The sequence below is a fragment of the Planococcus donghaensis MPA1U2 genome (genome assembly GCF_000189395.1).
GTDB classification, from domain to species: Bacteria; Bacillota; Bacilli; order Bacillales_A; family Planococcaceae; genus Planococcus; species Planococcus donghaensis_B.
In genome coordinates, this window is sequence record NZ_AEPB01000053.1 from 75,273 (window position 1) to 90,958 (window position 15,686).

A 15,686-nucleotide genomic window follows, 5' to 3' on the forward strand; every position below is an offset into this window, starting at 1 on the left:
CGGCAAAGCCCGAGCTTTTCCTGTTCACACATCCCCTCTGACTTAAAACTACAGAGTATGATTTTCGACGTGAAACTTCCTCATAAAGGCTCGACCTTGTCACTAATTCATCTAAAATGTACACCATTTGTAAATCAGATGAAGACAAAAGGAGATTGAAAAAATTTGGTAAAATTTTCAGAGTTAAATATTAGCGAAACAACTTTAAAGTCCGTAAAACGCATGGGGTTTGAAGAAGCAACACCGATTCAAGAGGGAACAATCCGTCTTGGTATGGAAGGTAAAGACATCATTGGACAAGCGCAAACTGGTACTGGTAAAACTACAGCTTTCGGTATTCCTTTGATTGAAAAAATCGACACTAAAGATGGTAACGTTCAAGGATTAATCATCGCACCAACACGCGAATTGGCAATCCAAGTTTCAGAAGAACTTTACAGACTGGGTCAAGATAAAAACGTACGTATTCTTTCAGTATACGGCGGCCAAGAAATTAGCCGACAAATCCGTGCACTTAAAAACCGTCCGCAAATTATCGTTGGTACTCCAGGACGTCTATTAGACCATATCAACCGTCGTACGCTTAAATTGGACAATGTAAACACATTAATCCTTGATGAAGCAGACGAAATGTTGAACATGGGCTTTATCGAAGACATTCAAACAATTATGGCAAGTGTTCCTGATACTCGTCAAACATTGTTATTCTCAGCAACTATGCCGGATGCAATCCGCCGTATTGCAGAGAAATTCATGAAAACTCCAGAAATCGTTAAAATCAAATCAAAAGAAATGACTGTTGAAAACATTGAGCAGTTCTACGTGAAATCTGTAGAGCGCGAGAAATTTGATTTCCTTTCACGTCTTTTGAATGTTCAACAACCGGAACTTGCGATCGTTTTCGGACGTACAAAACGCCGTGTTGACGAATTAGCAAAAGCTTTAAATATCCGCGGTTACCTTGCTGAAGGTATTCACGGTGATTTAAGCCAAGCAAAACGTATGTCAGTTTTAAAACAATTTAAAGCAGGCAAAATCGATATTTTAGTTGCAACAGACGTAGCAGCTCGTGGACTTGATATCTCAGGCGTATCACACGTATACAACTTTGATATTCCACAAGATCCTGAAAGCTATGTTCACCGTATCGGCCGTACTGGTCGTGCAGGTAAAAAAGGAGTCGCAGTAACGTTTGTAACACCACGTGAAATGGGCTACTTGAGCATCGTTGAACGCACAACTAAGAAAAAAATGGAAGCATTGGTACCTCCAACTGCGAACGAAGCTGTACTTGGCCAAAAACGCGTTGCTATGGAACAATTGCTTGAAATGACAGAGAAAAACAATCTTGGCGATTACCGCGACTTCGCGACGCAAATGCTTGAAAAGCATGATGCGGTCGACTTGATTGCAGCAGCTCTTAAAACAATGACTAAAGAGCCGGAAGATATTCCAGTTTCTATTTCCGAAGAACGTCCTTTGCCATCACGCGGAGGCGGCGGATATAAAGGTAAAGGCGGCGGCGGACGCAGTGGCGGAGGCGGCGGTTACAAAGGTAACCGTTCATCAGGTTCATCTCGTCCATCATCATCTAGCCGTGGAGCAAGCTCAGGCGCAAGCCGACGTCGTGAAGGCGGAAGCGGTGGCGGACGTCCAGGACGTACGACTCGTCGTAGCGAATCTTAATACCGATTAATTGAAAGGACGTACGCAAAACAGGAAACTGTTTAGCGTACGTCCTTTTTTGCTGTGTGAATATCAGTTACAATGAAGTGAAACATCCTAGAGAGTAAATCGTATAATGTGTAAGTAGACGATTGGAGAGAAGCAAATGGATAACCAACCGAAAAATCAAATTTCACGTAAAGGCTTAACAGTCTGGCGTGTTTACGGCAGTATGGAAACAGCGGTTATTGCGCTATTAGCAATAGGTGCAGGTGTTTTAACTTATTTTTTTGATTGGCCACAATGGCTTTATGCGATTTATGGAGCGGTTATTTTACTATTCGGCATCGTGCTGATTTTTTGGTTCCCGAAAATGCGTTGGCAACGTTGGCGTTATGAAGTAAGAGAACATGAAATCGAACTACAGCACGGTTTATTTATTGTTACACGAACATTAGTACCGATGGTCCGTGTGCAGCACGTCGATACTGAGCAAGGACCCATTTTAAGAAAGTATGACTTAGCGGAAATTTCTATTTCAACAGCCGCAACGACTCATACAATACCAGCATTGGTCACAGCAGAAGCAGATGAGTTAAGAGCGAGAATTTCTGTATTGGCAAGGGTGGCGGAAGATGATGTATGAGGGACGTTATAAACTGCATCCAATTTCGGCGTTTTTGAACTTTATTAAAGGGATGAAGGAATTGCTTCTCCCATTTATTATTATTTTTGGCGTCAACATCTTTAGAGGTGATGGCATCAGTTCGATGTTTGATCAAGGCTGGCAAGGAATGCTTCCGCTAATTGTCGGTGGAGCGGTGTTGTTATTCTTGTTGATTGCGGGAATTATCAAATGGAAACGGTTTGTTTACTGGTTTGAAGATGGAGAACTGCGTATTGAATACGGTTTGTTTGTAAAGAAAAAAAGGTACATACCATTCGAGCGAATTCAAAGTTTAAATTATGCAGAAGGCATTTTTCATCGACCGCTTGGGTTAGTGAAAGTGAAAGTTGAAACAGCAGGTTCTGGAAAAATTGGCCAAGCAGAAGCTGAATTGACAGCCATTTCAAGAGAAGATGCAGATCGCATTGAAAAAGAAATGGAAAAAGCTAAATATCAAATTTCGCAAGAAGCAACTCCGGTTATGGGTCCTGTAGAGTTTGTTGAAGCTCCTGTTAAAAAAACAACAAAAACACTTTACCGGATGTCTATAAAAGAATTATTAATCCTTGCAACAACTTCTAGTGGGATTGGCGTCGTCATTTCGGCTGTCGCGATCTTTCTATCTCAGTTTTCAGAGTTTATCCCGTATGACGCTATTTATGAAGAAATCGTCTTATTTTTGCGTTTTGGTGCACTGATTGTGGCATTAACTATCTTTGTTGTTTTGGTAGTGGCGTGGGTCATTTCAGTCATAATGACAATTGTGGCGAATTACCAGTTTACAATTCAATACGATGAAGATCGGATCTACATTACTAGAGGGTTATTGGAGAAAAAGAAAGTCTCCATTCCGTTAAAACGTGTTCAAGGAATTAAAATAAGTCAAAATCCTTTGCGAGAGCTATTCGGTTACGCGACGGTTGTAGTCGAAAGTGCCGGGGGCTCAGTAGGAGATAAGGACGAAAAAATCCGTCTTTTTCCATTAGTGAAAAAAGGTCGGATGTTGCCAATTTTAGAAGAATTGTTTCCGGAGTTAGAGTGGTCACCCCAATTGGTTAGAGCACCAAAGCGCAGCATTCATTTTTTTTACCGCTTGAATTTGGTTTGGCTTTCTCCGGGGTTTGCGGCAGTAGGGTACTTCTTTTATCCATATGGTTTGTTAGCGCTAATAATCGTGCCAATTGTAGTTGTAATTGGTGTTTGGCAACATCGAACTGTTGGATATGCGCTCGGTGAAAGACAACTAACCGCTCAATTTAGAGGGCTAAGTAAGCATCGGTATTTTATACTGAAGAAGCGGATTCAAGTTGTTCAAGTGACGCAGAGTTATTTTGAGCGACGCAAAGGAATTGCCTCAATTCACTCGACCATTAAATCGGGTATGATGGGGGCTACTGCTACGACACCTCATATGGAAAAAGAAGACGCTAGCCGTATTTTAACTTGGTATAAACCGCTTGGAACAAAAGAGCAATCGAGTTAAAGTTTTAAGTATAAAAAAAGACGGCCGGATATGAAATCCGGCTGTCTTTATTTTTTAGCTCGCCAGCTAACGATGCGTTTTGGGTGGAAATAACTAAGTCCGATTAAGAACCCGGTAATCATCCCGGCGATGTGTGCAGTTACGTTAACGTTTGGTGTTAAGAAAGTCATGACTATACTAATAACGATTATTGGGAGTATAATTTGTTTAAGTTGAGGTAAAGCACGTCCCCCGTAATACACCAATGCACCAAATGCGCCGAAAACACCGAAAATGGCACCACTTGCCCCGACATGGAAATAGTCGAGTGGTTGTAAGAAATAAGTAGCTGCTGAAGCGAAAAAGCCTGCTAGTAAGTAAATTGTAGTAAAACGAACTTTGCCGGTTAATCGTTCTAACTCAGGTCCAAAAAGGAATAGGGAAAACATATTAAACAGCAAGTGCATCACTCCATTATGCAGGAACATTGGGGTGAAAAAGCGCCACCATTGACCTTCTGCAATGTAAAAGTTAGACCCTACACCATAAAAATAAATCCATTGACCAAGAGAAGGTAACCACATTAGTACATAGACCAACAGATTAAGAGCGATCAAAGTGGAAACGACCGGATACATACGCAAGTATTGCTTAAAGCTTTCTGTTCGAATAAACATTTTGTCACCTCTATTTCATACGTTTTATTATACCTGTTACTTGTTTGCGAATGAAAGGAGAAACATTTATGATTACAGGAATTGGGCTGGATATTGTTGAAATGTCACGAATCCACCGATTAGATACCAAATCACCAAGATTTAGAGCACGTGTGCTAACTGACTATGAACAAACGGAATACAATCAGTTAACAGAGACAAGAAAAACAGAATTTCTTGCCGGTCGTTTTGCGGCAAAAGAAGCATATTCAAAAGCAAAAGGCACTGGAATTGGCAGGGAATGTTCTTTTCAAGACATTGAAATTAGAAAAGATGCTAAAGGAAAACCTGCTATTTACTTCCAAGGGATAGAAACGGGGTTAGTGTCTATTACGCATTCGAAAGAATTTGCAGCGGCGCAAGTTCTTTTACAAACAATATAACCAGGTGGTGTTGAAATGGTAGAAAATTACCGACCGACTAAAGCGGTCATCGATTTAACAGCAATCAAAAGTAATTTAACTTATTTTCAAGAAAAGAGCGGCGATGCTGAAGTAATTGCGGTGGTAAAAGCAGACGCTTATGGACATGGTGTTTTAGAAGTTGTGAAAACAGTTGTTGCACATGGTGTCCGGATGCTCGCAGTAGCGACTCCGGATGAAGCGCTTTTTCTCCGTAACCAGGGCATAGATACAGAGTTATTAGTATTAGGAGCCACTTCCTCGCAGTTTATTCCAATTGCACAACAACACAATATTATTGTGACTGCCATCTCACTCGACTGGTTATCAATGGCAGCGAGGCATATAGAACAAAATTCAGATCCACTAAAAATTCATTTGAAAGTGGATACCGGGATGAGACGTATCGGTGTTCAAGTAGATGAAGTCGAAGAGGCTTTTGGTTTTATTGCAGATCATGATTTTGACTTTAAAGGCATCTTTACTCATTTTGCGACTGCAGATGAAAAAGATTCTCCGCTTTTCAGTCAGCAAGTAAACGCAATGAATACGATTCTCGATAAGTTAGACGACCCTTCTGTAAAGGTCCATATATCGAATAGTGCAGCTGCTATTATGCATCCGGACTTGGCATGCGATGCAGTGCGTATTGGAATTTCGTTGTATGGGATTGCTCCTTCTCCTTATGTAGGTGAGGAAATGAATTTTGATTTACAACCTGCACTTAGCCTTGAAACCGAGATGATTCACGTAAAAAAACTAAAAGCAGGAGAAACCTTGAGCTACGGCGCTACCTATCGCGCTGAAAAAGACGAGTGGATTGCGACAATCCCCATTGGTTATGCAGATGGCATGTTACGTGGTTTGCAAGGGCAAGATGTTTTAGTGAAAGGACAACGTGTGCCGATCATTGGTCGTATTTGTATGGATCAATGCATGATTCGACTTTCTGAGAAATCCTCAATTGGAGAAAAAGTTCAGTTGATTGGACGCCAAGGAAACCAACAAATTTTAATCGACGAATGGGCCGCTAAGCTCGACACGATTCCTTATGAAATTCCGTGTATCTTAACAAAACGAGTGCCTCGTGTGTACTTAGAAAAAGCGGAGTTCTCCGATTTTTCTTTTCAGCAGTCTGATAAGATGTTAAGATAAGGTAGACTAAGACAGAAGAACGGGATTTTCGGAGGTGTCGGCTGTGTACGGTAAGTCAAAGACAAAAGAAGTGGTTGTGAAAATGCCAAAGCAATTTATTTCGGAGTTGACAACTCATTCAAATGAGCATGTTCAGGAAAGTGGAGATTATATTTACGTTTCCACAAACCGGGTGACAAAAAATCTATACGACTCATATCATATTCGGGAAGCGATGATCAAGGGCTACGTGGAGATGTCACAAATCAATCTATCGATTGCTTGTGAATGTTCTCACGCTGAGTACGAAGCGGAGCATACGACCGTGCGACTCGTAAGCGGAGGGTGACAACTTGATTGTAAAACGCGGAGATGTTTTTTTTGCGGAATTATCGCCAGTCGTCGGGTCTGAGCAAGGTGGGACCCGCCCGGTTCTGGTGATTCAAAACGATATAGGGAATCGGTTTAGTCCCACGGTAATTATTGCTGCAATAACGGCGCAAATTCAAAAAGCGAAATTGCCGACGCATGTAGAGATTAATGCCAAAAAATATGGTTTTGAGCGGGATTCTGTTATTTTGCTTGAACAATTACGAACAATCGATAAGTCGAGATTGACCGACAAAATTACTCAACTTGACGACACATTGATGGAAAAAGTGGATGAAGCACTGGAAATCAGCGTGGGCCTAGTGAAATTTTAAGCATACATACTTTTTGTAAAGGCATCTCGAGAATTTTCTCGAGGTGTTTTTTTATAGATAGCGATGTTGACAAAAAAGATGTGAAAAAAACGAATTTCCGCTACAATAAAGAGTAGTAAACGAAAAAAGAGATACATAGTGCGACAGGGAGGGTTTTTAGTTAATATGAATAAACAGATGGCTCAATATATACAGGGCAATTTAACCGAAATTGTGTCAAGATGGCAAGGGAAAATGAAAGATGAAAAAGAGGAACTTTCTTTTCGGATCATGCCTGAAGAGCTGATGAATCAAACGAGCTATGAATTTGCGGAGTTGATGATTTCTAATTTGCTAGAAAGTCATCAAGCCTATGAAAGTCGGATAAATGATTTTGCTGAAAAAGTTGTTCGCCTTGGCTGGTCAATTACATTTGTGACGAAGGCAATCGATCACTTTGCTGAAATCGTTTATGAAGATATGAGAAAAGAAGAACTTATTAATGACGGAAATCTTGCTGATTATATAGAAGAATTTTCAAAGTGGATTACGCCTATTCGAGAAAGCACAATTCAAGCTTACTCTAAAACATGGGAACGTACTGTAAGTTTGCAAAAAATTGCTTTACAAGAACTGTCTGCCTCGTTGATTCCTGTATTTGAAAAAGTATCGGTTATGCCGTTAGTCGGGACAATTGATACTGAACGAGCAAAATTGATTATGGAGAATTTGCTTGAAGGTGTTGTAAAGCACAGAGCAGAAGTTGTTTTACTTGATATAACAGGTGTTCCTGTAGTGGATACAATGGTAGCTCATCACATTATTCAAGCGGCGGATGCTGTGCGGTTAGTCGGGGCAAAATGTATGCTTGTTGGAATTCGACCAGAGATTGCTCAAACAATAGTAACGCTAGGCATAAATTTAAATGATTTTACAACAACAAGTACTTTGCAGCGAGGTGTAGAACAGGCGCTAGCTTGGACGAATCGAAAAATTGTGGAGGTTGAAGACTGATGAATTTTAGAATTCCGATTTTAAAGTTAAGAGATACATTAATTGTTTCGATTCAGTGGGAACTTGACGACCAAACAGCTCTTCAATTCCAAGAAGACCTACTGACAAAACTTCATGAAACAAGTGCACGAGGTGTCGTGATTGATTTGACATCAATCGATTTTATCGATTCATTTATTGCAAAAGTTCTGGGAGACGTCATCAGCATGTCAAGCTTGATGGGGGCCAGAGTAGTTATTACCGGTATTCAGCCAGCAGTTGCTATCACTTTAATCGAGTTAGGAATTCGACTTGAAGATGTTATGACAGCGCTAGATTTAGAAAATGGTCTGGATAAACTTCAATTGGAATTGGAGGCTTAACTATGAGCGATGAGTCCTCGGTAGAAATTTTAACGGAATGGGATATTGTTGCTGCAAGACAACTCGGACGTAATGTCGCGAAAGAACTTGGTTTTGGCACAGTTGATCAGGCCCGTATTACAACGGCTATAAGCGAGCTTGCTCGTAATATATATTTATACGCTGGCAAAGGCAGAATTGAAATTCAACAATTGACTGAAAATGGTCTTAAAGGAATTTTGATTATTGCAGCAGACAGCGGTCCAGGAATTTCAGATATTCGCCAAGTGATGGAAGATGGATTTACGACTTCAGGTGGATTAGGCGCAGGGCTTCCTGGTGTTAAGAGGTTAATGGATGATTTTAAGATTGAAACAATTGTGGGCGAAGGTACAGATATAAGAGCTACGAAGTGGCTTCGTTAGGGGGAACACCTAATGATTCATGAAATTGAGAATCAATATAAAGAAATTTTAAATGAATACATGAAAAAACAAAGCGAACAAAATTTATATGTTGGTCAAAATTTCAGCCGACAGCTTATCTTAGAGAATATTGCGCCCGAAGAAGTGATTAGTATGCACAAGGGGGCAATTCAAGAACTTTATGGTGAATTACCGGACGTCGTGTGGCATTCTTTTGATTTTTTGATTGAAATGATGATTAGTTATGGATTAGCGCTTCAAGAGAGACAAAGTCTCTTGAGACAACAGGAAGAGTTGAAAGTTGAAATGGATTTGGCGGCGAATGTGCAAGAAACGCTTCTAAAAACAAAGTTACCTTTACTCGAAGGCTTAGATATTGGTCTTCTTTCTATTCCTGCCCGAAAGATGAATGGAGACTATATTTATTTTGTTAGTGAACATGATGGTTATGCAGGGGTGGCGGTTGCCGATGTAATTGGTAAAGGTCTTCCTGCAGCTCTTTGTATGTCTATGATTAAATTTGGTATGGATAGTTTAAGTAGCTCGCAAGCGCTTCCGAAAGATGTGCTAAGTGTCATTAACCGCATTGTTGAAAAAAGTGTCGATGACTCCATGTTCGTTTCCATGTTCTACGGCAGTTATGACGCGAAACAAGCACGGTTAACGTACGGTTCTGCAGGCCATGAACCGGCTATTTTATACCGGGCAAAAGACAGCGAATTTACTGAGTTGTATTCGAAGGGTTTGTTGCTTGGTGTTTCTCCAGCAGCGGTTTACGAAGAACACACAGTTGATTTGGAAAAAGGCGATTTAGTTATCATGATGACAGATGGCGTAACGGAAGGCCGAAACGAAGAAGGCTTTATCGAGCGCGAAGTAATCTACGAATTAATCGAGCGAAAAAAAGAACAACCTGCCCAAACGATTGTGCAATATGTTTATGACGAGCTGGAACGAATGCAAAATGCCCAGTTTCAAGATGATTTTACTTTAGTGATTTATAAAAAAGTCTAATACTAGGTTTAATGAGTCACCATTCGTGGTATTAAGGCTTAGGATAGCTTTTTTGAGAGCAAGATTGAATTTTAAAAAACGGGGTGTCAAATTACAATGAATATTCAAGTAGATTTAACTGAATCGAATAATGTTCTTGAAGGATATATAGCTGGAGAAATTGATGCACACACTGCACCAGTTTTGCGTGGGAAATTAGAAAATTACCAAAGTTACCAAGGTTTAGAAGCAGAGTTGGATCTTTCTGACGTTAATTATATGGACAGCACAGGGCTAGGCGTTTTTGTAGCTTTTTATAAATCAGTCAATTCAAATGGTGGGCATGTAAAATTAAAAGGGCTCTCCGCTCGATTGAAACGACTTTTCGATATTACAGGTTTAGGCGATATTATGGACATCGAATCAGTCGGGAAGGAGGGTAACTGATATGCGCCCTTTTGATTATGTAGAAATGCGAGTGCCCGCTAAATCTCAATACGTAGGTGTTGCAAGATTGACGATTTCAGGTTTAGCTAGTCGTATCGGTTTTTCGTTTGATGACATAGAAGATTTAAAAATTGCTTCAAGTGAAGCAGTAACAAATGCAGTTCAACATGCTTATACTGAAGATGAGCAAGGTGAGGTTGTTATTGGTTGCGCACTTTACGAAGACAAAATCGAAATTATGGTTGCTGATCACGGCCGCAGCTTTAATTTTGAAGAAACAAAAGCAAAAGTGGGTCCGTATCACGATGAAGAAGAAGGTGCTTTTCTCCGTGAAGGAGGTCTCGGCTTGTATTTGATTGAAACATTAATGGACGAAGTTAAAGTTCATCATCAAGAAGGAGTAACGATCTTCATGACAAAGCATGTTGAAGGAGAGCAGGTGGAGAAGGATGTCGAAACAGTCTCATCCTAATCAGCCTACTAAAGAGCAGGTGCTTGATTGGATTGAAGCTTATCAAAAAACAGAAGATGAAGAAGCCCAAACAAACTTGGTATTAAATTATAAACGCCTTGTTGAATCCATTGCTCGAAAATATTCAAATGGAAAATCTTATCACGAAGATATAGCGCAAGTAGGGATGCTTGGGCTTTTAGGAGCTATTAGACGCTATGACCCTTCCTATGGGCGGAGTTTTGAAGCTTTTGCAGTTCCTACAATTATCGGAGAGATTAAACGATTTTTGCGTGATAAAACATGGGCGATTCATGTTCCTCGTCGTATAAAAGAACTGGGTCCGCGCATAAAAGCGACGGTTGAAGTATTGACGACAGAGCTTCAGCGTTCGCCACAAGTGTGGGAAATCGCTGAATATCTTGATGTTGAAGAAGACGATATATTGGAAGCAATGGAGATGGGCAAGAGCTATCAAGCACTTTCAATGGACCATTCTTTAGAGGCAGATTCAGATGGCAGTACAATTACTTTATTTGACGTAGTTGGCCAAGAAGACGATGGTTACGAGAAAGCGGATCAGCGGATGCTTGTAGCTGAAGCGATGAATGTGCTTTCTGAACGGGAAAAGCAGATCATCCAATTCACCTACATAGAGCAGTTGAGCCAAAAAGAAGCCGGGGACAAACTCGGAATTTCTCAAATGCATGTTTCCCGTTTGCAAAGAAAAGCGATTAAGAAACTTCAAGAAGCAATATTAGCTGCTGGCGGAGTATCCTAGTGGAGAAAATTCAGCATAGTTTTATAAATGCTTTTATTTTCAATGCAGCAAAAAAAGGGAATTATGAATCTGGCGACAGTTACCATACTGTTTTGACAGATGATTACTTTATTTGCTCTGTAGCTGATGGATTAGGAAGTGGGCCCATAGCGCGTGAATCGTCTCAAGTGATTCCCCAGATTTTAAGGGAATATCATCATGAAACTGTGGATCAATTGATGCAACGTTTTAATAAATTGATGATTCATAAACGAGGCGCTGCTGTGGCGATTTTTAAAGTTGATTTTAATAACAAAACATTGGAATACAGTTGTGTCGGCAATATCCGATTTTATCTATACCGGAAAGTAAAAGATGAAATTATTTACCCATTGCCGGTAATGGGCTATTTGTCAGGACGACCGCAAAAGTTGCGGACTCAGCTTTACACATATGTGGAAAACGATTTGTTTTTAATTCATTCTGATGGGGTGGATTTAAGAAATCCGAAATCTATGATGCGTAAAGCAACAATACCTGAACAATTGTACAGTGATATATTGGAGTCGATTCAAACGGTTGACGATGCTACATTCATAACAGGAAGTCTTCTCAAGTGAGAAGGCTTCTTTTTTATGTGTTAAAATGAGGAAGAATTGAAGGGGAGTGTCTAGATGGAAATAGAACAAATTCATACATTGATCGCAAAAGAAACGGACGTGCGAAAAGATCAAGTTGCACAAGTTATCGCTTTAATCGAGGACGGCAATACCGTACCTTTTATTGCGCGTTATCGAAAAGAAGCAACTGGCTCGCTAGATGAAGTTCAAATTAAAGCAATTGATGATCGGTATACATACATTCAAAATTTAGAGCAACGGAAAATAGAAGTGATTCGTTCTATATCAGAACAAGAAAAACTAACTGAGGAATTAGAAAAGGCGATTCAAGGTGCAACTGTTTTACAACGACTTGAAGATTTATATCGACCTTACAAACAAAAGCGTCGCACAAAAGCGATCATCGCAAAAGAAAAAGGTTTACAGCCGTTAGCTGATTGGTTGTTGGAGCCTAGTGATGAAAAATTGATGGTAAAAGCACAAGCGTTTGTAAGTGAAGAGGCAGGCATTGCTTCTGCTGAAGAAGCCGTTCAAGGCGCTCAAGATATTTTGGCGGAATTATTTGCAGACGATCCAGATGCTCGAGAGAAAATTCGTTACATGACTCGGAAAAGTGGCACTATCGCTACAGCAGCTAAAAAAAATCACGAAGATGAAAAGCAAGTCTTTCAAATGTACTACGATTACGAAGAAGCCATTCAGAAAATTGTCCCGCATAGAATTTTGGCGATCAATCGTGGAGAGAAAGAAGACGTTTTAAAAGTTTCTGTTAATCCGCCAGTTGATCGCATCGTGACGTTATTGAAAAACAATTGGATAAAGCAAACGCATGCAATGACAGATGTGATAGCTGAAGCGATTGAAGATAGCTATAAGCGATTAATCCAACCATCCGTTGAGCGGGAAATACGTGCCGAGCTGAGTGAAAAAGGAGAAACACAAGCCATTCATATCTTTTCAGAGAACTTGCGGAACCTTTTATTGCAACCGCCAATGAAAAATAAAATGGTCCTTGGTGTGGATCCGGCTTATCGTACAGGCTGCAAGCTGGCAGTTATCGATGAGACAGGGAAGTTGTTAGAAGTAGCGGTTATCTATCCGCATCCGCCAAAATCTGATCAAGCGGGCTCGAAAAAAATTATGGAACGTTTAACGGCGAAGTACCCGATTGAAATTATGGCGATTGGGAACGGGACTGCATCACGTGAAACGGAACAATTTGTTGCGGACTTTTTGTCAGAAACATCGGCAAATATTTCTTATGTGATTGTGAATGAAGCAGGGGCGAGTGTTTATTCGGCATCTGACATTGCACGTGCAGAGTTTCCGGACTTAAAAGTTGAAGAGCGAAGTGCAGCATCCATTGCACGTCGCTTGCAAGATCCGCTCTCGGAGTTGGTGAAAATTGATCCGAAAGCGGTGGGAGTTGGGCAATATCAACACGATGTGTCTCAAAAGAAATTAGCAGATCAATTAACATTTGTTGTCGAGACTGCTGTTAACCAAGTGGGGGTCAACGTCAACTCAGCATCTGCTTCTTTGTTACATTATGTGGCAGGTCTAAGTAAAACTGTAGCGGAAAACGTGATTAAAGTGCGCGATGAAAATGGCCGTTTTACGTCGCGTGCGCAGCTGAAAAAAATTCCACGCCTAGGAGCCAAAACTTACGAGCAGGCAATCGGATTTTTACGAATTCCTGAAGGGAAAAATCCATTAGACGCAACAGGGATTCACCCCGAGAGTTATGACATTGCAGAAAAACTGTTGCAACTAGTAGGCGAAGACAAAAAATCTGTTGGAAAAGCAGGGCTCTCTGAAAAACTTGAAGAACTCGAGCTAGCCGAGTTAAGTACAGAGTGGGGTGTTGGGGAAATTACGTTGAAAGATATTTTGGATGCGTTGAAAAAACCGTTCCGTGATCCGCGTGATGAATTTCCACAGCCCTTATTGAAAAATGATATTTTAAAAATGGAAGATTTACTTCCGGGTATGGAAGTGCAAGGAACCGTTCGCAACGTAGTCGACTTTGGCGCGTTTATTGACATCGGTGTAAAACAAGATGGCTTAGTCCATATCTCGAAACTGAAAAAAGGTTTTGTGAAGCACCCGCTAGAAGTAGTCGCAGTTGGAGACATTGTCACTGCATGGGTTGAAAAAGTAGAAAAAGACAAAGGGCGCATTGCATTAACGATGCTACAACCAAAAGAACAAACCCTTTAACTTTGAGTACAGGGGAGTTACTATGACGAATGAAGAACTAACCGAGCTAATAAAGGAAATCTCGCTAGCGAGTTTTGCAAAGCCATTTCGGCATAAAGGTGTCTTCAATTCGAGGCTGAGAACGACAGGAGGTAGGTATTTGCTGCGTTCTCATCATATTGAAATCAACCCAAAGTCTTACGAGAAGTTTGGGTATGCCGAGCTCGAAGGAATTATCAAGCATGAGCTTTGCCATTATCACCTTCATATAGAAGGAAGAGGGTATAAGCATCAGGACCAGGACTTTAAAAGATTATTAAAGGAAACAGGATCACCACGCTTTTGTTCGTTATTGGAGAACAAGACAACACAACGTTCTAACAAAACATATGTTTATCAATGCATTGCGTGTGAAACAAATTATAAGCGCAAGATTCGAATGAACACTGAGCGATATAGATGTGGCCGTTGCTCAGGGAAACTAGTGGCACAATAATAATTCAGGCGTAAAGGAGACAACCTAAATTGGGTTGTCTCCTTTCTTTTATGAAGCTGGTGCTTAAAGTTTCGAGCAAAGAAAAACGAAAGTAAAATTAAAATAAAAAAGGTATTGACGATTCTCTCAGACCTCTTTATAATAGAAAAAGTCGACAAGTACTTAATCATTATTCCGAAGTAGCTCAGTGGTAGAGCACCGCACTGTTAATGCGATGGTCGTAGGTTCGAGTCCTACCTTCGGAGCCATTCACGGCCCCTTGGTCAAGCGGTTAAGACACCGCCCTTTCACGGCGGTAACACGGGTTCGAATCCCGTAGGGGTCACCATCTTTTAAAAAACAATTAATCTGAAAAGTTATAGTTAGATAATAAGTGTGTTACACTAATACATAAGTTAAAAGGCTGTAAAAAACAAATGAATGTTTTGTAAGAAAAGCATTCCTATATTATTGTCGCGGGGTGGAGCAGTTCGGTAGCTCGTTGGGCTCATAACCCAAAGGTCGCAGGTTCAAATCCTGCCCCCGCAACCAAATGGTCCCGTGGTGTAGCGGTTAACATGCCTGCCTGTCACGCAGGAGATCGCCGGTTCGATCCCGGTCGGGACCGCCATTTATTGGGGTATAGCCAAGCGGTAAGGCAACGGGTTTTGATCCCGTCATGCCCTGGTTCGAATCCAGGTACCCCAGCCATTATTATTAAACCGAAACGACAATGAATTAGAAATTCTAATTTCTCATTGACATGAAGATGAAGATGCAGTATAATAGAATTTGTCTCTAAAATTAATTCAAGCGGTCGTGGCGGAATGGCAGACGCGCTAGGTTGAGGGCCTAGTGGGAGAAATCCCGTGGAAGTTCGACTCTTCTCGGCCGCACCATATAATCTCTAATGCGCCCGTAGCTCAATTGGATAGAGTACTTGACTACGAATCAAGCGGTTAGAGGTTCGAGTCCTCTCGGGCGCGCCATATTACCTTATATAATAAAGCGGGTGTAGTTTAGTGGTAAAACCTCAGCCTTCCAAGCTGATGATGAGGGTTCGATTCCCTTCACCCGCTCCATATTTTTAAACCAACTTGAACCTTGAAAACTGAACAGCAAAACGTCAACGAAAGACGTCACGAGCACCTCGGTGCGAGAACGGCTTTTGTGAAGGTTGCCTTTGGCAATCAGAGCAAAGTTGTTTTTCATCTCGGTGTTCGTGACTACAAG

18 protein-coding genes and 8 tRNA genes are annotated in these 15,686 nt (G+C 40.9%); 25 read left to right on the forward strand and 1 reads right to left on the reverse strand.

Annotated features, from left to right (window positions below):
• Positions 1-165: 165 nt before the first annotated feature.
• From cshA to GPDM_RS14115, 3 genes are all read left to right on the forward strand, one after another.
• A complete protein-coding gene (gene cshA, locus GPDM_RS14105) occupies positions 166-1,686 on the forward strand; it encodes a degradosome RNA helicase CshA (RefSeq protein ID WP_008432406.1) in 1,521 nt (506 codons plus the stop codon).
• 145 nt (positions 1,687-1,831) lie between these two features.
• The gene (locus GPDM_RS14110) at positions 1,832-2,311 is read left to right on the forward strand and encodes a PH domain-containing protein (protein WP_008432407.1); all 480 of its coding nucleotides are present in this window, start codon (positions 1,832-1,834) and stop codon (positions 2,309-2,311) included.
• Positions 2,304-3,815, forward strand: coding sequence for a PH domain-containing protein (locus GPDM_RS14115; protein WP_008432409.1), 1,512 nt, complete (start codon positions 2,304-2,306; stop codon positions 3,813-3,815). The genes GPDM_RS14110 and GPDM_RS14115 overlap by 8 nt, the downstream gene beginning before the upstream one ends.
• A 47-nt stretch (positions 3,816-3,862) precedes the next feature.
• Here the strand turns inward: GPDM_RS14115 and GPDM_RS14120 are convergent, their stop codons facing one another.
• The gene (locus tag GPDM_RS14120) at positions 3,863-4,471 is read right to left on the reverse strand and encodes a rhomboid family intramembrane serine protease (RefSeq protein ID WP_008432410.1); all 609 of its coding nucleotides are present in this window, start codon (positions 4,469-4,471) and stop codon (positions 3,863-3,865) included.
• Positions 4,472-4,539: 68 nt separating this feature from the next.
• On the opposite strand from GPDM_RS14120, the gene acpS reads away from it, so the two are divergent.
• From acpS to GPDM_RS14230, 22 genes are all read left to right on the forward strand, one after another.
• Positions 4,540-4,893, forward strand: a complete 354-nt coding sequence (gene acpS / locus GPDM_RS14125) for a holo-ACP synthase (RefSeq protein ID WP_008432411.1) — start codon at positions 4,540-4,542, stop codon at positions 4,891-4,893.
• A 15-nt stretch (positions 4,894-4,908) separates the two neighbouring features.
• Positions 4,909-6,066 carry an alanine racemase gene (alr, locus tag GPDM_RS14130; RefSeq protein ID WP_008432413.1) on the forward strand — a complete coding sequence of 386 codons (1,158 nt, stop codon included), beginning with the start codon at positions 4,909-4,911 and terminating at the stop codon, positions 6,064-6,066.
• Positions 6,067-6,109: 43 nt separating this feature from the next.
• Positions 6,110-6,394: a hypothetical protein gene (locus GPDM_RS14135; protein WP_008432414.1), complete on the forward strand. Its 285-nt coding sequence runs from the start codon at positions 6,110-6,112 to the stop codon at positions 6,392-6,394.
• A gap of 4 nt (positions 6,395-6,398) precedes the next feature.
• Positions 6,399-6,749: a type II toxin-antitoxin system PemK/MazF family toxin gene (locus GPDM_RS14140; RefSeq protein WP_008432415.1), complete on the forward strand. Its 351-nt coding sequence runs from the start codon at positions 6,399-6,401 to the stop codon at positions 6,747-6,749.
• Between the two features lie 165 nt (positions 6,750-6,914).
• Positions 6,915-7,742, forward strand: coding sequence for an RsbT co-antagonist protein RsbRA (locus tag GPDM_RS14145; RefSeq protein WP_008432417.1), 828 nt, complete (start codon positions 6,915-6,917; stop codon positions 7,740-7,742).
• On the forward strand, positions 7,742-8,104 hold the full coding sequence (locus tag GPDM_RS14150) for an STAS domain-containing protein (protein WP_008432419.1): 363 nt from the start codon (positions 7,742-7,744) through the stop codon (positions 8,102-8,104). The genes GPDM_RS14145 and GPDM_RS14150 overlap by 1 nt, the downstream gene beginning before the upstream one ends.
• 2 nt (positions 8,105-8,106) lie before the next feature.
• Positions 8,107-8,508, forward strand: coding sequence for an anti-sigma regulatory factor (locus GPDM_RS14155; protein ID WP_008432420.1), 402 nt, complete (start codon positions 8,107-8,109; stop codon positions 8,506-8,508).
• Between the two features lie 12 nt (positions 8,509-8,520).
• Entirely contained in the window at positions 8,521-9,522 is a 1,002-nt protein-coding gene (locus GPDM_RS14160) for a PP2C family protein-serine/threonine phosphatase (protein WP_008432422.1), read from the forward strand.
• A 96-nt stretch (positions 9,523-9,618) separates the two neighbouring features.
• The gene (locus GPDM_RS14165; protein WP_008432423.1) at positions 9,619-9,948 is read left to right on the forward strand and encodes an anti-sigma factor antagonist; all 330 of its coding nucleotides are present in this window, start codon (positions 9,619-9,621) and stop codon (positions 9,946-9,948) included.
• Position 9,949: 1 nt separating this feature from the next.
• Positions 9,950-10,420 carry an anti-sigma B factor RsbW gene (rsbW, locus tag GPDM_RS14170; protein WP_008432424.1) on the forward strand — a complete coding sequence of 157 codons (471 nt, stop codon included), beginning with the start codon at positions 9,950-9,952 and terminating at the stop codon, positions 10,418-10,420.
• Positions 10,398-11,180, forward strand: a complete 783-nt coding sequence (sigB, locus tag GPDM_RS14175; RefSeq protein ID WP_008432426.1) for an RNA polymerase sigma factor SigB — start codon at positions 10,398-10,400, stop codon at positions 11,178-11,180. Before rsbW ends, sigB begins: the two co-directional genes overlap by 23 nt.
• Positions 11,180-11,779 (forward strand): PP2C family serine/threonine-protein phosphatase, encoded by a 600-nt coding sequence (locus GPDM_RS14180; protein ID WP_008432428.1) that lies wholly within the window; start codon positions 11,180-11,182, stop codon positions 11,777-11,779. Before sigB ends, GPDM_RS14180 begins: the two co-directional genes overlap by 1 nt.
• Positions 11,780-11,833: 54 nt before the next feature.
• A complete protein-coding gene (locus tag GPDM_RS14185) occupies positions 11,834-13,999 on the forward strand; it encodes a Tex family protein (protein WP_008432429.1) in 2,166 nt (721 codons plus the stop codon).
• Between the two features lie 22 nt (positions 14,000-14,021).
• On the forward strand, positions 14,022-14,474 hold the full coding sequence (locus GPDM_RS14190) for a SprT family protein (RefSeq protein WP_008432431.1): 453 nt from the start codon (positions 14,022-14,024) through the stop codon (positions 14,472-14,474).
• A 173-nt stretch (positions 14,475-14,647) separates the two neighbouring features.
• Positions 14,648-14,722, forward strand: a tRNA-Asn gene (locus tag GPDM_RS14195).
• Positions 14,723-14,727: 5 nt separating this feature from the next.
• Positions 14,728-14,802, forward strand: a tRNA-Glu gene (locus tag GPDM_RS14200).
• 126 nt (positions 14,803-14,928) lie between these two features.
• Positions 14,929-15,005: transfer RNA gene (locus GPDM_RS14205), tRNA-Met, on the forward strand.
• Positions 15,006-15,008: 3 nt separating this feature from the next.
• Positions 15,009-15,084: transfer RNA gene (locus GPDM_RS14210), tRNA-Asp, on the forward strand.
• A 5-nt stretch (positions 15,085-15,089) separates the two neighbouring features.
• Positions 15,090-15,164: transfer RNA gene (locus GPDM_RS14215), tRNA-Gln, on the forward strand.
• A 102-nt stretch (positions 15,165-15,266) separates the two neighbouring features.
• Positions 15,267-15,352 (forward strand) — tRNA-Leu (locus tag GPDM_RS14220).
• Between the two features lie 13 nt (positions 15,353-15,365).
• A tRNA-Arg gene (locus GPDM_RS14225) sits at positions 15,366-15,442 on the forward strand.
• Positions 15,443-15,461: 19 nt separating this feature from the next.
• Positions 15,462-15,535 (forward strand) — tRNA-Gly (locus tag GPDM_RS14230).
• Positions 15,536-15,686: the final 151 nt, after the last annotated feature.

Excerpts from the sequence above, each read along its gene's own strand:
- GPDM_RS14145 (WP_008432417.1), top strand. The coding sequence starts at position 6,915 with ATGAATAAACAGATGGCTCAATATATACAGGGCAATTTAACCGAAATT.
- GPDM_RS14110 (WP_008432407.1), top strand. The coding sequence starts at position 1,832 with ATGGATAACCAACCGAAAAATCAAATTTCACGTAAAGGCTTAACAGTC.
- acpS (WP_008432411.1), top strand. The coding sequence starts at position 4,540 with ATGATTACAGGAATTGGGCTGGATATTGTTGAAATGTCACGAATCCAC.
- GPDM_RS14115 (WP_008432409.1), top strand. The coding sequence starts at position 2,304 with ATGTATGAGGGACGTTATAAACTGCATCCAATTTCGGCGTTTTTGAAC.
- GPDM_RS14190 (WP_008432431.1), top strand. The coding sequence starts at position 14,022 with ATGACGAATGAAGAACTAACCGAGCTAATAAAGGAAATCTCGCTAGCG.
- GPDM_RS14120 (WP_008432410.1), bottom strand. The coding sequence starts at position 4,471 with ATGTTTATTCGAACAGAAAGCTTTAAGCAATACTTGCGTATGTATCCG.
- alr (WP_008432413.1), top strand. The coding sequence starts at position 4,909 with ATGGTAGAAAATTACCGACCGACTAAAGCGGTCATCGATTTAACAGCA.
- sigB (WP_008432426.1), top strand. The coding sequence starts at position 10,398 with ATGTCGAAACAGTCTCATCCTAATCAGCCTACTAAAGAGCAGGTGCTT.
- GPDM_RS14185 (WP_008432429.1), top strand. The coding sequence starts at position 11,834 with ATGGAAATAGAACAAATTCATACATTGATCGCAAAAGAAACGGACGTG.
- GPDM_RS14150 (WP_008432419.1), top strand. The coding sequence starts at position 7,742 with ATGAATTTTAGAATTCCGATTTTAAAGTTAAGAGATACATTAATTGTT.
- GPDM_RS14160 (WP_008432422.1), top strand. The coding sequence starts at position 8,521 with ATGATTCATGAAATTGAGAATCAATATAAAGAAATTTTAAATGAATAC.
- rsbW (WP_008432424.1), top strand. The coding sequence starts at position 9,950 with ATGCGCCCTTTTGATTATGTAGAAATGCGAGTGCCCGCTAAATCTCAA.
- GPDM_RS14165 (WP_008432423.1), top strand. The coding sequence starts at position 9,619 with ATGAATATTCAAGTAGATTTAACTGAATCGAATAATGTTCTTGAAGGA.
- GPDM_RS14155 (WP_008432420.1), top strand. The coding sequence starts at position 8,107 with ATGAGCGATGAGTCCTCGGTAGAAATTTTAACGGAATGGGATATTGTT.